Source organism: Rhizobium sp. BK098 (assembly GCF_014193155.1).
Classification (GTDB): Bacteria; Pseudomonadota; Alphaproteobacteria; order Rhizobiales; family Rhizobiaceae; genus Rhizobium.
In genome coordinates, this window is record NZ_JACHYY010000006.1 from 13,897 (window position 1) to 29,743 (window position 15,847).

The 15,847-nt window shown below is 59.5% G+C and carries 12 protein-coding genes; 3 read left to right on the plus strand and 9 right to left on the minus strand.

Translation table 11 applies throughout. The annotated features are described in order from the left end of the window. Positions 1-254: 254 nt before the first annotated feature. The 7 genes from FHT73_RS16495 to FHT73_RS16525 all read right to left on the minus strand — a co-directional run bounded on the left by FHT73_RS16495 (position 255) and on the right by FHT73_RS16525 (position 8,162). The gene (locus FHT73_RS16495) at positions 255-878 is read right to left on the minus strand and encodes a transglycosylase SLT domain-containing protein (RefSeq protein WP_112610968.1); all 624 of its coding nucleotides are present in this window, start codon (positions 876-878) and stop codon (positions 255-257) included. Further along, positions 790-2,400, minus strand: coding sequence for a flagellar hook-length control protein FliK (locus tag FHT73_RS16500; RefSeq protein ID WP_183713057.1), 1,611 nt, complete (start codon positions 2,398-2,400; stop codon positions 790-792). Before FHT73_RS16500 ends, FHT73_RS16495 begins: the two co-directional genes overlap by 89 nt. A 1-nt stretch (position 2,401) precedes the next feature. Continuing rightward, on the minus strand, positions 2,402-3,706 hold the full coding sequence (motC, locus tag FHT73_RS16505; RefSeq protein WP_112610964.1) for a chemotaxis protein MotC: 1,305 nt from the start codon (positions 3,704-3,706) through the stop codon (positions 2,402-2,404). Between the two features lie 3 nt (positions 3,707-3,709). After that, on the minus strand, positions 3,710-5,137 hold the full coding sequence (locus FHT73_RS16510) for a MotB family protein (RefSeq protein WP_112610962.1): 1,428 nt from the start codon (positions 5,135-5,137) through the stop codon (positions 3,710-3,712). Beyond that, entirely contained in the window at positions 5,134-5,766 is a 633-nt protein-coding gene (locus FHT73_RS16515; protein ID WP_112610960.1) for a hypothetical protein, read from the minus strand. Before FHT73_RS16515 ends, FHT73_RS16510 begins: the two co-directional genes overlap by 4 nt. Positions 5,767-6,007: 241 nt before the next feature. Continuing rightward, on the minus strand, positions 6,008-6,988 hold the full coding sequence (locus FHT73_RS16520; protein WP_112610982.1) for a flagellin: 981 nt from the start codon (positions 6,986-6,988) through the stop codon (positions 6,008-6,010). A 256-nt stretch (positions 6,989-7,244) separates the two neighbouring features. Beyond that, complete coding sequence (locus tag FHT73_RS16525) at positions 7,245-8,162, minus strand: flagellin (RefSeq protein ID WP_112336522.1); 918 nt, start codon at positions 8,160-8,162, stop codon at positions 7,245-7,247. Positions 8,163-8,600: 438 nt separating this feature from the next. Between FHT73_RS16525 and FHT73_RS16530 the strand changes: the two genes are divergently transcribed. Both FHT73_RS16530 and FHT73_RS16535 read left to right on the plus strand, forming a co-directional pair. Continuing rightward, positions 8,601-10,088, plus strand: a complete 1,488-nt coding sequence (locus FHT73_RS16530) for a pyridoxal-dependent decarboxylase (protein ID WP_112610980.1) — start codon at positions 8,601-8,603, stop codon at positions 10,086-10,088. Continuing rightward, positions 10,082-11,344 (plus strand): tetratricopeptide repeat-containing protein, encoded by a 1,263-nt coding sequence (locus tag FHT73_RS16535; RefSeq protein ID WP_112610958.1) that lies wholly within the window; start codon positions 10,082-10,084, stop codon positions 11,342-11,344. Before FHT73_RS16530 ends, FHT73_RS16535 begins: the two co-directional genes overlap by 7 nt. A 111-nt stretch (positions 11,345-11,455) precedes the next feature. On the opposite strand, the gene FHT73_RS16540 is transcribed toward FHT73_RS16535, so the two are convergent. Next, a complete protein-coding gene (locus tag FHT73_RS16540; protein ID WP_183713060.1) occupies positions 11,456-12,367 on the minus strand; it encodes a flagellin in 912 nt (303 codons plus the stop codon). A 254-nt stretch (positions 12,368-12,621) separates the two neighbouring features. After that, positions 12,622-13,533, minus strand: coding sequence for a flagellin (locus FHT73_RS16545; protein WP_183713063.1), 912 nt, complete (start codon positions 13,531-13,533; stop codon positions 12,622-12,624). A gap of 333 nt (positions 13,534-13,866) precedes the next feature. Here FHT73_RS16545 and FHT73_RS16550 point away from each other — a divergent pair, with 333 nt between their 5' ends. Continuing rightward, positions 13,867-15,810 carry a glycosyl transferase gene (locus tag FHT73_RS16550; RefSeq protein WP_112608133.1) on the plus strand — a complete coding sequence of 648 codons (1,944 nt, stop codon included), beginning with the start codon at positions 13,867-13,869 and terminating at the stop codon, positions 15,808-15,810. Positions 15,811-15,847 lie beyond the last annotated feature (37 nt).

Sequence of the window (15,847 nt, forward strand, 5' to 3'; positions counted from 1 at the left end):
GTTTCGATGACCTATGGGTACGAATCGGGCGAATCACGAACAACTGTCGGAAATGAGTGACGGAAATTAATAATTGATTAACCATAAGGGTGCGATTTGCACTATATGTAGTATGCGCCTGGAGTTTTACACCGATAAAAAACCTGTTAGCAAGCGTATGATTAACACTTCCATTTTAGGCAAAACCACGGCAGTCAACCGCTTCGATTGGGTTAGTGCCGACTAACCGGATACCGTACTCAACCTATGGGTGCTTAATCCCGACAAAAGGTCGCCGCGTTTGGCGTCCATTTTCCATAACCGGTGGCGACCAGATTGGCGATCACGCGGCAGACATAGACCTTCTGGGCGGGGTCATTGTTCGGGCCGGCATGGTATCTTGCTACCGCCATAGTCCAGGTCTCATGCCTGTCATGCAGATTGCGGAGAAACTTTGCGGCATATTCAACATTGCTGCGCGGATCGAACATGGCGTCGACGGAAGTAAAGTTTTCGCCATGAAAATACTGATTGATCTGCATGCAGCCGACATCGATGAGCTTTGCCCCACTCTGCCGTGCAGCGGCAAATACCTGCAGAGCGGCCCCTTCCGACGGCGGGAAGATCGGCCGTCCCTCGACATTGAGCGCATAGGGATAAAGCGACCCCTTGCGACCCGTTTCCGTCAGACCGACGGAATAAAGGATCCCTTCCGGTATTCCGTATTTTGCGGCAGCGGACTGGATTTCGCGTTCGCAAAGACCTGCGGCACCGTTGTCCGGCGGCGTCGGATTGCCTGATGCCCGGACCTCAGAGGTAAACCGCACCAGAGTGAGAACGCTGCAAGCCACCACCAGCGCCGTCCTCAACGCTGCGCTCAACCGAACTGCGATTGCCATCGTTTCCATTTGCCTGCTGCCCTGAATAATTCTGGCCCCTGGAGCGCGCGTCGCCCCCCTGCCCCTGGTTCAACAGGGACTGCTGCTGCGGCTGGTTCGATCCGGAATTACGGCCGCCATCCGACTGCTGGTCGGCATTGGACGCCAGGGTGACGGTGATGCTATCGACCTGATAGCCTTGCGCGCGTAGCGCATCGACCATGCGGCTCTGATCGGCATGAAGCTGCCTGTAGGCTTCGCCGGTCTGCACCTTCAGATCGACGCTCAGCTGGTCTCCGGAAAGCCGCATGGTTGCCGTAACGTCGCCGAGATTGTCCGGACGCAGCTGGATCTTCAGCGTGTTGACAACCTTGCCGGTGCTCGTCAGGTTTGCGGCATTGGAAAGCGCCGAGCCCGGCTGCATCGCAGCCGACCATTCGCGGTCGCCCGTCAGGCTTCCGGCGACCAACGCCGAGTTGGTGGCAAGCCCGAGATAACGACGCGAATCCAGTACGGTCACTGCCACGGCATCGCCGCCCGCAGCAGCGCCGACTTTGACATCGGCAACGTCATCACCGCTCTTGCTGATCGACAGGTCGAGCGCGCCGCCGCGGCCATCCGCCCGCGTCAGGCGGAACGTCTGTGCGCCATCCGTTCCCTTGCCGTCATCCGGCAACGTCACAGCCGTGTCTGCGGCATCATTCGCAAATGCCGCCTTGCCTGATGACAATGTCTGGACCTTGGCATCGTCTGCCGTCTTGCCTGCCTGAACCGCGCTGCCCTGCGCCGTGCTAACCTGCGTCGCAACGACGGGCTGCGCAACGTTCAGCAGCGACAGGGCATCGGAAATCGTATTGGCCGGCAGGCTGCCTTGCGTCGACGCAGACTTACCATCATCCGCCGCCTGGACATCCTTTCCATCCTTCGCGCCAGACGTCTTGCCGTCGCCCTTGACCGGTGCGGTCTGACTGTTCGCAGTCGCGACATCGGCCAATTGCTGCGCGATCTCGGCAAGCTGGTCGAGTGCGGCAGACTGCGCCGGCACTTTGGTGGTATCGGTCGTGGGCATGGCCGGGTCTGTGGCTGCCGTAGGTTGATCGGCTCCGGTGGATGTTGCGCCAGTCCCACCCGCCGCTGCGGCTGCATTCTGCAGCGCGATCAGCGATTTCGAGAGCGACGCGGCGCCGGCAGGCTGCGAAGCTTTCGCGCCCTTGGCCAGGCCGGCGAGATTGGAAAGGTTGGCTCCGGAGGTATCGATCATCCCAACTCCGGCCTTGGTGCTGTCGTCGAAGGAGAGAGCTGCCGCGGAGGAATTTCCCACGACCGTCTGTGCCGCACTTGCATCCTTATCGGCAGTCGTGTCCGCATTGGCGGAGGTATCGGCACCGGCATCGGAGCTTGAAGATTTGCCGCCATTGCCGAGCGAGCTCGTCAGCGCATCAATAAAACCCTTGCCGTCATCCTGCTTCGCCGAGCGGCCGCCTTTGGCAACCGCACGAATATCCGCCCCCGATGGGGCGCCGGACACACCAATGTCGTTCATATCAATGACTTTCCTGCTTCAACAGGCCGTCGATGGCATCCAGCTTCGAGCGGCTCGTCGTGACGAATGCGTTGAACGAAGAGTCGGCCTCCTGCCGCCCTCCCTCCGGGGCGGGAGCCGCGTTTGCCGAGGCTCCCTGCTCAACACCCGCCGTGCCGGGAGATTGGCTTCCCGCTTGATTCGTCACAGCAGCATCGTGTTCAGTCTTCTGTTGGTTGGGCAGGTTAGGAAAACTGCCTTGCCCGAGGCTTGCAGCATCGGGTGTTCGCAATATCTCCGCCGCGACGGCCTTTGCGGCGTCGCGCAATGCGCGGTCGCGCGCATTCAGCTCGCCCGCCGGCATCTGGTTCACATCGTCGATCGCCGCCTTCAGTTCGGGCGTGGATATGCCCGCCACGCCGCCATAGAAATTAGCCAGCGCACCAAAGGCATCGCCGCCGTCATTGGAGATCGCCTGGGCACGATTGGCCGCCAGCGCGGCAAGATCGGCCTTGCCGGCGATCGCGGCCCGGCGCGCCATGCGCAGATAGATCTCCCGCTGTCTCGGCGGGTCCATGAAGGACAGGATGTCGACGATGTCCTGCTGCTTCACGCCGGAATCGTGGTCCACCACCAGCTGCACGAAAAGATCGGCAAACTGGCTGGCGTAAGGCGAATGCAGAAAGCGCCGCGTATAACGCCGCGCATAATCTAATCCTTGCGGCACCATGCCCGCGTCGGCGCACAAAGCCAGCGAGCGGCGCAATGCCGATTCCTCCACGATCGTGCCGGGTGCCATCAATCGCGCCCAGTCGTAGAGAGGCAAGGCTGCCTTGGCATTCTTGCCCGACATGACATTGCCCGCAACTAGCGAGAGGTAGGGGCCGATCGGCTTGCCGCGATACTCCTTGGAGATGTCGACAAGCGTGTTGACGACAAGCAGACCCTTGCCGTTCAGATATTTCCTGAGCACATCCGCAACACGATTGTCGAAATTGCCGTTGACGTCGCGTGACATCAGATATTCGAGCGTTTCGGGGTTGCCGCCGCTCATGGCGTAGATGAGAGCCGCATCGACGTTACGACTGTCCTCGAAGACGGATTTGTCCGCGCTGCGCAGCCGCTCATCTATGGTTCCGAGCAGAAAGCGCTGCATCTCTGCGGCAGAACTGTCGCCCGCGACAACGGAATCCTGTACGAATTCGAGCGAGCGCAGCATCTTGTAGAGCGGCAGACCGTCCTGTCCCTCAGCACTCGCAACCCCAGACATCAGCATGCCGAGGGTGAGCGTGAGCGCAAGGCGATGACGATGCTGTTTGCGCGCCATGAACTATCCCTGCTTGCCTTGACCGGACTTGCCCTTGCCCGAAGCCGGCTTGACGGGAGCTTGCGTTCCCGAGGCTGCGGGGTCCGTCGCCGCCTGAGTAGAGGGACTCGCAATCAGGATCTCGATACGGCGGTTCGCATCGTTGAATGGATCGTCGGGCAACTTCAAACGCCGGTCCGCGAAGCCGGACACCTGCACAACCCGCTTCTCATCCAGCCCGCCGCTGGTCAGCATGTAATAGGCGCTCTGGGCGCGATCGAGCGACAGACGCCAATTGTCGTTGCGGCCGCCGACCAGATAGGGGCGCCCATCGGTGTGGCCGCGGATCAGGATCGATCCCTTACGCTCCGCGAGAAGCTGGCCGATCTTCTCCATCGCCAGCACCATCTCGCGCCGGGGAACCGCGGAACCGATATTGAACATCGGATCGTTGGTCTGGTCGGAAATCGTGACCAACACCCCGCCTTCAGCAGCAGTCACCTGCAACCCTTCGGCCAGTTGGCCGGCAACACCCTTGATCTCAGCCTGAATTGCCTGCTGCAGATCCTTGGCTTCCTGCTGCTGCGCTTTCGTCGACTGAGCATCCCTGTTTGCAGGCAAAGCGGCATTGTCTTCAGGGGTGGATGCGCCGCTTTGCGTGCCGGCCTTGGCAACCTGCTGAGCCTGCGTCTGTTTTTCCTGCGCCTTGCCGGCCGCCTGCTGCTCGCTCACCGTCGGCTGTTGTTCGGGCGTTTGCGGCTGATCGGCCGGCTGGCCGTTGTCCGCAGCCGTTGCCTTCGACAAGGCGACGACTTCACCCTTGGGCGATTGATCCGACTTGGCGGACTGTTCCTCGTTCGCCTTCTTCGAAGCGCTGGAAACCTGCACCTGCTTGGTCCAGAAATCCGGATCGAACGGATCTCGATAGGCCTGGCCGCCATCCGCACCTGTCGCCGGACCCGATTGGGCGGCACCGCCCTCGCCCTTGGCGCTGACATTCGCCTGCTGACCGACTTCCTGTGCGATCTCGGCTAGGACCGAATAGGGATTCTCGAAGAAATCCGCCTCGGAGTAATTCGTCTGGTCACCCGATGTCGATGTGAGGTCCTCACCGGTCTTGGCTGATTTGCCGTCATTCGGCTTTTCCTGCGGCTTGTCGGACTTCTGCTGGTTCTTTTCGCCCTGGGCCTGATCGACGGGCTTCTTGAGGCCCTTTTCCGTGGGCTTCTCGTCGGCAAGCTTGATGGGATTGAAATAGGAGGCGACCGAGGCCTTCGTTTCTTCGTTGGCGGCGTTCACCAGCCACATGACGAGGAAGAAGGCCATCATCGCGGTCATGAAGTCGGCATAGGCGATCTTCCAGGCCCCACCATGGCCGCCTTCGTGATCGCCGCCGCGGCGCTTGACGATGATAATCTCGTGCTTGCCGTGATTTTGATCGCCGTCGCTCATTTCAGGATCTCTTTCAGACTAGCGGCCCAGGCGGACATACGGGTCACGAGAACGCTCTCGCCGATGGTGACGGTGAGATCGACATCATTGGCCTCGATATGCCGCAGCAGTGCGCCGTCGTCGCCGAGGCGGCTACGGAGAACCTCGAAGAGATGGCGCGGCCCAGTGACCGAGATCGGCCCGACGCTGCCGTCGAGGATCGAAGCTTTGACCAGTTCGGCAAGATCGCCGACCGCCCTGGTCGTCAGCGTCTCTGTCATGATCGGCGCAAGGATGCCGGCGGCTTCTGTGCTGATCGCCTGCCCGAGCATTATGGCGACGCGGTTCATGTCTGCCGCGATCTTTTCCGCCGCCTGCTCTTCGTAATGTAGCCGCAGCGCATCCATTTCCGCGCGGAACGACTGGGCCATGGCATCGAGTTCGGCCTGATGCTTCTGCGTCAGTTCCTGCGTCGCCGCCTCATGCCCCTCCGCATAGGCAGCGCGACGCTCGGCCTCGACATCGACGGGCGGCTCGCCTGGAATTTCAGCAAACTCGATCGGCTCCGGAAAGGCCATATCCTCGACATGCGACGGAGGAACCTGTTCGGCGCTGAAATCCTTGAGATATCGAGATAGTGCCAAGCTCACGCGCGCATCTCCCCATTCGCGCCGCAGAGGCGCTGCAAGTCGATGCCGGCAGCCGGCCGATCCATTTCCATTCTCAAAACGTCGATCATCACGCTTCCGGTTTCCGTCATCAGGCAGCAGCGTCCGGGACCAATGTCACCGACACCTTACGCAACCAAGCCATTGCAAAGGACCGTAGGCAGTCAAACTTGTGCGAGGATGAATGCAATGCGGCATAGCCGATCCGAGTTCCGCCCGACGGTCATTTCGATTGAAGGATGATCAGAATCTTGCTCGCCATGCTGTTGGCGATCGACAATGTCTGAACACCCATCTGCTGCGCTGTCTGCAGGGCACTCTGCCGCACCGACGCCTCTTCCATGTTGGTGTCGACCAGGTCGCCGACGCTGCTCTTGATGGCGTCGCCAAGCTTGGAAATATAATCCGACTGGTCGGTGATGTTGGACGACATCAGACCCAAGGTCGAATCGGCAGACGTTGCCGATTTCAGGAGCGAATTGGTGACGTTGATCATGTCGGTCAATTCGTCGTCCGTCGTGCTGCTGGAGATCGAGATCTCCGTTCCACCTGATGGCGTCGAACCGCCGCTGGCGGCAAGGAGATAGTAGTTGCGAGCCGTCCCGCCGCTGGTTCCCGGAACGCCGAGTGTGCTTGCGTCGACATTCTTCGTCAACAAACCTCGCGCCGGTTGCGCGGTATCGATCATCAGGGTTTGGGAGCTGTCATAATCGATCGTCGTAAAATTGATCTGTCCGCCTGTGCCCCGCGTGAAGTTGCTGATCACCGATTGCTGCGTATTGGCTTGCTGCTCGGTGTTGTAGAGCCAGTTCTCACCGGAGAAGGATGCTGATTGGGCAACGGATTGCAGCTGGCTCTTGAGCTGCTGAATATCGGCGTTGATCGCATTCTTGTTTGTGCCCGATTCCTTGGCCGAAACCAGTTTGGACTGGATCTGGGTCAGCAGGCTGACGACCGTATCCATGGCGGTGGATGCGGTATCGACCTTCGAGGCGCCGAGACCAAGCGCGTCCGTGATCGTGGAAAGGCTGCTTCGGTCCGAGCGCATGGTGGTCGCCATCGACCAATAGGTGGGATCGTCGCTCGCCGTTTGAATGCGGTAACCGGACGAGACCTGCTGCTGCACGACATCGAGATCTTTGTTGATACCGCGCAGCACGGTCAGCGCCGCCGACGTGGAAGGATTCGTCGTCACATTGCTCATCTGAAAATCCGTAATTCCATTGGAACTGGCAAGCCGGACCGATCCGGCAGCAACGATTGGCCTCATGCCCACCAGCGGGAAACATCCCAGCACGGCCCGTCGCTGAAGCGCGGCCCGGCAACCGCTTGGTAGGAGAACGAACGCCGGACCTGCGCATAAACTGCAAATCAATTAGCGGCAACGTTAACAAAAGCTTATACGCGGCGACAAGAGGGAAATGCCACCGCGCGATCGCAACGCAAGCTCCGGTCAAGGCTCACTTGAAGAGAGCGAGAACGTTTTGTGCGCTCGAATTGGCAATCTGCAACGATTGGATTGCCAGTTGTTGCTGGGTCTGCAACGCGGAGAGCTTGCTCGACTCCTCTTCCATGTTCGCATCGACGAGCTTGCCGACACCGGAATCAATGGTGTCGTGCAGGGTGGAAACGAAGCTCGTCTGCAGGTCGATGCGCGTCGAAAGCGAACCGAGTTGCGAGGCCGTGCTCGTCATAGCATCGAGAGCGCCCTGAATGAGATTCATGGCCTTGCCGATGTCCCCGCCCGTCATGTTGGTGATATCGAGACTGAAGACGGAATAGGATGTACCGCTGATATTCTGCTGAGTGCCCAGAATACCGGAACTGGTATCGATCGTACCGCCGCTTGCGCCGAACAGCACGTTGCCTTGCGAACCGGTGTCGAAGGCGTAACTGGTGCTGTTGACGGAAACCGTGCCGTTATTATTGCGCACGAAGGAGGAAACGACGGAAGCCGAGGCGCCATTCGCCGCATACATCCAGTTTTGCCCGGAGAAGGATGCGGACTGTGCAATGCTTTCCAGCTGCTGCTGGAGCTGAGTAACCTCCTCCTGGATATCAGCCTTCGAAACACTGCTTTCGGTTGCCGCGACCAGTTTGTCCTTGATCTGTTGAACAACTGTGATGGCGTTGTCCATTGCGGCATATGCCGTATCGACCTTGGCCGCACCCAGGCCCAATGCATCGGACACGGCGGAAAGCGCACCATTGTCGGAACGCATGGTTGTCGCGATCGACCAATAAGCGGCATTGTCGGCTGCCTTCGCAACCTTGTAGCCCGAGGAAACGCGGCTCTGCGTATCCTGCAGATTCGTGTTGATGCCGCGCAGAGTCTGGAGAGCGGACATCGCCGCGTCGTTGGTGAGGATGCTGGTCATCGAAAAGTGCCCCTTATGGCTGACTTTGGAAGGGACATTCCGGTCTGCGGCCGGGAACGGCAATCAGCCTCATGCTTGTTAACCGGCTCTTAGGAGAGGTTAACCAACCGTTGCGTTAGCTGCAACTGACAGCAATAGAGTTAATAAAAGGTTAATGCCGCCCGCAAAAGTTAACGGAAGTAGCTATTCCGCCGATGACCATCCGGCAGTGCTTGCTTTGCCATTCCTTGAACAGGAAAGGAGCTGATCCGCCCGGCAGGCGCCGACAGCCATTTCCATCCGTATGGCCGTCTGAAGGAGCATAGGAAGCCACACGTCAGCCTCGCGCCATCTTCGGCGTCGTAGATAGGCCAGCTCGGTGCCGGGCAAAGAGGCCGGCATTTTATCGGTAGCGCTCCGATGACGGTGGCGATACCGGCGGCCGCATGCGAGGTTCAGATGTTCAGTTTGCAAGAGACCGGAGGGGCGGCGGTCGATCGCCACGAGCGAACAAGTCTCGACCCCGACGACTGGCAGGCCCTGCGCAAGCAAGGCCACCAGATGCTCGACGACATGTTCGATCATCTCCAGACACTCGCAACGAAGCCAGTCTGGCAGCGCGCTCCCTCTCCCGCTCGCGCCAAATTCAATGGACCACTGCCCATAGAAGGCAGCGATCTGGCTGACGTCCACGCCATTTTTCGGGACCACATCCTCCCCTATGGCAGCGGCAACATTCACCCGGGCTTCATGGGCTGGGTCCAGGGCGGTGGCACCGTTACCGGCATGCTCGCCGAAATGCTCGCCGGCGGGCTGAATGCCAATCTCGGCGGACGCGACCATATGCCGATCGAGGTCGAGCGCCAGATCGTCCGCTGGACGCGCGAGATCTTCTCGTTTCCGGAAACGGCAGGCGGTATATTCCTGACCGGTGCGTCGCAGGCCAATTTCGTCGCGGTGCAGATCGCCAGATGCCGCAAGCTCGGCCGCGATGTTCGTGCAACCGGTCTGTCCGACGAATCCCGGCTCGTCGCCTATGCCTCGAGCGAAGTACATGGCTGCGTTCCCCGGGCCTTCGAAATGTCCGGCATCGGCAGCAATCAGCTCCGGCGCATTGCCGTCAACGAACTCGGCCAGATCGATATCGATGCGGTGGAACAAGCAATCCTCCGCGACCAACAGGAAGGCTTCACGCCGTTCCTCCTCATCGGCAGTGCTGGAACGGTCAACACCGGCGCGGTCGATGACCTCGTGGCCCTGCGCGGCATCGCCGACGCCCATGATCTTCATTTTCATGTCGACGGCGCACTCGGCGCTCTTGGCGTTCTCAGCCAGGAGCTCGCGCCTTTGTTTGCGGGGATCGAAGCCTGCGATTCGCTCGCTTTCGATTTTCACAAGTGGGGTCAGGTACCCTATGATGCCGGCTTCCTCTTGGTGCGGGATAGCGAGTGGCAACGGCAAACCTTTGCTTCGGATGCCGCCTATCTGAGCCGCGCAGCGACCGGACTTGCCGGTGGGGACTGGTGGCCCTGCGACTACGGTCCGGATCTTTCCCGTGGCTTCAGGGCGCTGAAAACCTGGTTCACGCTGAAAACCTATGGCGTTAAAGCCTTGGGGCAGACAATGAACGCCAATTGCCTGCTGGCACGCGAGCTTGCACGGCGGATCGAACAGGAACCTACCCTGAAACTACTCGCGCCCGTCGCCCTCAACATCGTCTGCTTCGCCTATGTTGGTGCCGACGGATCGATGCCGGCATCGGTCAATTCCCACATTGTCGAGCGTCTCCACGCCGAAGGCCGCGTCGCCCCGTCCCTGACCCATCTGGACGGTCAGCCCGCAATTCGCGCGGCGATCGTAAACCACCGTACCCGACAGACTGACATCGACGCGCTCGTTCGGAGCGTTTTGACAATCGGCTCCCAACAGGATCTTCCGCAATGCTGATGACCAAAGCCCCCATCGCCCATCCGGCACTATTGAACATACCGGTTGGCGCCCGAATTCTCGGCATGCGGAGAATAGTCTCCCTCGTCTACGCCGGTCACGACGTGACCCCGCTCTGGAACGAACTCATGCAGCGCGTAACGGCGGATCCGACCGCCGCCGCTGCATTTCTGGACATGGCCATCATCCTGCAGACGCTCGGCCGCAGTAATGAGGCTCGCCAGATTTTAAAGAATGCCGTGCAGATGCGCCGCGACTATTGCGTCGTCCATGGCAACGGGACTGGTCCGCGGATACTCGCTTTCGTGACCGAAGGCGATTTCATGGCCAATACGCCTATCGATTTTCTGCTGGCCGGCAGCGACTGCGTGCTGTGGCTGCATTACGTTGACCTGCAAACCTTGGCGCTCGTCGATCTGCCGGAGCACGACATCGCTTTCATGGCGATCGGGGAATCGACCGAAAACGCCCCTCTTCTCGCCCATATGCAGACATTGCTTGCCAAATTCGACGGTCCGGTGATGAACCGCAATCCGGGACTGATCGCGAGACTGACGCGCGACGGCGTCAGCGCCATGCTGGCGAATGAGCTCACCATTCTTTCGCCCTTTACTTACCGCGTATCGCACGCCGATCTTATGGCCGTCGCCATGGGCGTGAAACGACTGGACGATTGCGCTCCGGGCCTTGACTACCCTTTGGTCGTGCGCCCGATCAGCACGCATGCCGGCAACGGCATGGAACGCATCACCGACTCCGTCGAGCTTGTCACCTTTCTGAAGGCTCAGCCCGCTCCGGAACTTTACGTCGCACCCTTCATCGATTTTCGCGGTTCCGACGGCTTCTATAACAAGCAGCGCATCGTGTTCATCAACGGCAAGGCGTTCGCGAGCCACATGGCGCTCTCGGACCATTGGATCGTGCATTATCTAAGTGCCGGCATGGAGCAGAGCGCGGCAAAACGTGCCGCCGAACAGGCATGGATGGAAAATTTCGATCAGGATTTCGCCCTGCGCCACAAGGAAAGCTTCCTCGCCCTTTGCCGTCATATCCCGCTCGATTATTTCGGCATCGATTGCGCCGAACTTCCCGACGGACGCCTGCTGGTGTTCGAGCTCGATGTCGCCATGGTGGTCCACGACATGGATGATCCGAGCGTCTATCCCTACAAGCAGGCGGCCATGCAGAAACTGTTCGATGGCTTCGTCAATGCCGCTAGGCAAAAGGCTGCCGTGGCCCTCGGAAAGGCGTCCTAAGCCGGTCGGCGCCGATGCGCCGAGCCAAAAACGAAAACCGCGCCTTCCGGAGAAGGCGCGGCGAAGGCTTGTCTGCTACCATCGACCAACGCGCTGCGTTGGTTCTTCCTATTAACGGAAGAGCGACAGGATCGACTGGCTCGAAGAGTTGGCGATCGACAGAGACTGGACGGCCAGCTGCTGCTGCGTCTGCAGAGCGGACAGCTTGCTCGATTCCTGTTCCATGTTGGCGTCAACCAGCTTGCCGACGCCCGACTGGATCGAGTCGGAGAGCGAGGAAGCGAAGCTCGACTGCAGATCGATGCGAGCGGAGACAGAGCCCAGCTTGGAGCCGAGGCTGGTCATGGAGTTCATAGCGGTCTGAACCATGTTCAGGGCGCTGGAGATCTGGCCGCCCGTCATGTTGGTGATGTCGAGGCTGAAGACCGAAGCGCCAACCGACGCATCCGACGTACCGAGGATGCCCGAAGTCGTGTCGATCGTGCCACCGCTCGAGCCGAACAGAACGTTGCCGGTTGCGCTGGCGTCGAAGGCGTAGGAGGTCGTGCTGATCGAAACGGTGCCGTTGGTGCCGCGGATAAAGGACGAGACGACCGAAGCGGAGCCGCCGCTCGAAGCCATGACCCAGTTTTCGCCGTTGAACGAAGCCGACTGGGCAACGCTCTGCAGCTGCTGCTGCAGCTGGCCGATTTCTTCCTGGATGGACTTCTTGTCGACCGAAGCTTCCATGGCGGTGGCAAGCTTGTTCTTGATCTGGCCGACGATGTCGATGGCGCTGGTGACGGCGGTGGTTGCAGTGTCAACCTTTGCGGCGCCGAGGCCGAGAGCGTCGGAAACCGCGCCGATGGCACCGTTGTCGGACTTCATGCTGGTGGCGATCGACCAGTAAGCGGCGTTGTCGGAAGCCTTGGAGATACGCAGGCCCGAAGAAACGGCGCTCTGCGTCTGCTGCAGGTTGGAGCCGATGCTGCGCAGCGTCTGGAGAGCGGCCATTGCGGCGTTGTTGGTAAGAATGCTCGTCATGATATTTGCCCCTTTGGCAGTGGTTAAATAAGGGACATTCCGGACCTAAACCGGTAACGGCATTCAGCATCATGCCTGTTAACCAAAATCGTTAAGGTTAACTCGCCGCTTCGATGGTCCTAAGAAACAGCAATATAGTTAAGAAAAGCTGAACTGGCTTGAGGCAGAAAATATAAAAAAAACCGCACCTTAGGTAGGTGCGGTTAACTTGTTGTTTAGGATTTTCGACCAACGCGCTGCGTTGGTTCTTCCTATTAACGGAAGAGCGACAAGATCGACTGGTTCGAGGAGTTGGCGATCGACAGAGACTGGATAGCGAGCTGCTGCTGCGTCTGCAGAGCGGACAGCTTGCTCGATTCCTGTTCCATGTTGGCATCAACCAGCTTGCCCACACCCGACTGGATCGAGTCGGAAAGCGAGGAAGCGAAGCTCGTCTGCAGATCGATACGGCTGGAGACGGAGCCCAGCTTGGAGCCGAGGCTGGTCATGGAGTTCAGAGCAGTCTGAACCATGTTGAGGGCACTGGAGATCTGGCCGGTCGTCATGCTGGAGATGTCGAGGCTGAAGACCGAAGCGCCAACCGACGCATCCGACGTACCGAGGATGCCCGAAGTCGTGTCGATCGTGCCACCGCTCGAGCCGAACAGAACGTTGCCGGTTGCGCTGGCGTCGAAGGCGTAGGAGGTCGTGCTGACCGAAACGGTGCCGTTGGTGCCGCGGATGAAGGACGAGACGACCGAAGCGGAGCCGCCGCTCGAAGCCATGACCCAGTTTTCGCCGTTGAACGAAGCCGACTGGGCAACGCTCTGCAGCTGCTGCTGCAGCTGGCCGATTTCTTCCTGAACAGCCTTCTTGTCAACCGAACCTTCCATGGCGGTGGCAAGCTTGCTCTTGATCTGGCCGACGATATCGATGGCGCTGCCGACGGCCGTCGAAGCGGTGTCAACCTTTGCGGCGCCGAGGCCGAGAGCGTCGGAAACCGCGCCGATGGCACCGTTGTCGGACTTCATGCTGGTGGCGATCGACCAGTAAGCGGCGTTGTCGGAAGCCTTGGAGATACGCAGGCCCGAAGAAACAGCAGCCTGAGTGTCCTGCAGATTGCTGCTGATGCCGCGCAGCGTCTGGAGAGCGGCCATTGCGGAATTGTTGGTAATAATGCTGGTCATAGGAGTGTCCCCTGGAAACTGGATACAAAAGGAGGACATACCGGACTGGAGATACCGGCGATGACGGAGCAGCTTCATGCCCCTCGATCCGTTTTCCTAGAGGACCAAACCCGTCATGTCGCAAGGAAAGTCGCATCCATTGCTTGCCAATTTCTTAAATTCGATCCGCCGGTAAGCAGCTCTCCGGAACGTAGCTAAAAATGCGTAAAGGCATTTTCGGCCGCTGCTTCGGTTTCAGGCAAGCTACGTGCGCGAAGATCGGGCGGAATCCATGATTCCGGCACTCGGCTGTTGGCGAGTGCCAGTTCAACATTCCGCTTGGAGTTCTCGCTCGTGACTACGAAAAATGCCTTTTCGACAGCGTCCGGTTTCTATCAGAAGGGACAGTATACGCGCGCGCTCGAGACACTGAACGAGCTGCTTAATGTCGACAGATCGCCCAAAACCTATGCGTTGCTGGCAAAAACACTGCTCAAACTTGGGTTCAGATCGGATGCGGCGAGCGCCTATGAGCTGGCGGGCCGGCAAAAGCCGCAGCGCGACGACTATCTTCGCGAGGCGCTGCTGCTTCATAGCGAATGCGGCAATGACGATCAGGCTCTCGCGGTCGGCAACCTGATCCTTCCAATGGCGTTCAAGGACCCGGATCTTGCCTTTATTCTCGCCCGCATTTTCCTGAGCCGAGAGCAGAAAGAACTCCTGAGCGGCTTCAAGACGGTACTGGTCGAGGGACCGAAGGCCGAGCATCGGCTCATGGCATCGAAACTCCTCACCGACGATCTCTACGACGAAAGTAACCGGCACCTGGTTGCGACGCTATTCAAGAAACATCCCGACAGCAGCATCGCTCGCATACTTCATCTGATCTTCGCCCGAGAAATATCCGATCTCGCGGTTGTCGACAGGTACATGCCGCCGATCACAGCGGCACTGGCAGAGGGCAATCTCGCTTACGTGATCCCGGACAACCCCTTCTTCCACCTGCATTGGTGTGGCGATGAAGCAATTAACAAGCATGCTATCCACGACACAAAACCCCTGCCCGCCGGCCTTGCTGAGGCTCGTCGCAAATTGCCACACACGTGGAGCAACAAGATCCGCGTCGGCTATCTCTCGTCCGATTTCTGGCCTGGCCACGCGACGATGAAGCTGATGCAGCGGACCCTGGAGCTGCACGACAGGGATCGGTTCGAGATCACCCTCTTCGACCATTCCGATCTCGCTTCCCAGAAGGAACAAGGGTTCGATGATCAGAAATGGGGGACGATGGTCGACGTTCGCGGTCTGTCCGACCAGGGCGCGGCAGAGGAGATCCGAACTCGAAATATCGACATTCTTGTCGATCTCAAGGGGCACACCAAAGCAAGCCGCGCAGCTATCCTCAACCATATGGCAGCTCCGATCCATGTTTCCTGGCTCGGTTTTCCCGGCTCCGTCGTCAACATCGACCTCGACTACATCATCGGCGATCATTATGTGCTTCCGGATCATTCAAAGCCACATTTCCACGAGAAATTCTGCCGCCTACCCGAATGCTACCAGCCGAACGATCCGCTCAACCGTCCGAAGCCGCGACCGACGACCCGCGCGCAGCACAAGCTTCCCGAAGACGCCTTCGTCTTCGCCTCCTTCAACGGCAATCGCAAGATCACCTCACAGATGGTCGACGTGTGGTGCAACATTCTGAAGCGCAGCAAGAACAGTGTGCTTTGGCTGCTCTGCAACGGTCCCCGCGCAGAGGCCAATCTCTGGGCACGTCTGGAAGCGCGTGGCATCAGCCGCAAGCGGGTCATCTTCACCACTCGCATTCGCTACGAGGATCACATCGACCGCCAGCAGCTGGCCGATCTCGGCCTCGACACCTTCCCCGTCAACGGCCATACGACCACATCGGAGCAGCTGTGGGGCGGTCTGCCGGTCCTCACGGTGAAGGGCACCAACTTCGCCTCACGCGTCAGCGAAAGCCTGCTGAATGCGATCGGCCTGCCCGAATTGGTGGCCGGAGACATCCAGACCTACGAGGACATGGCCGTGCAGCTCGCCGAGCAGCCGGAGCGTATCGCTGAGTTCAAGCAAATTCTGGCCGCCAATCGCTCCATCAAGCCGCTCTTCGATGCTGAACGCTTCACGCACCATCTGGAGACGGCTTTCGAAATGATGGCGACCCGGGCCAAGCAGGGACTGGCACCCGATCACATCGACGTGCCGGCGCTGCCGGAGCGCTCGGAACCTTTCATGGAAGATGACCGGAACTCGGCTGCGATCGCGGCCGAGTAAGCTTCAGCGATCATCGGGGCTGCGGCTCTGATGATCG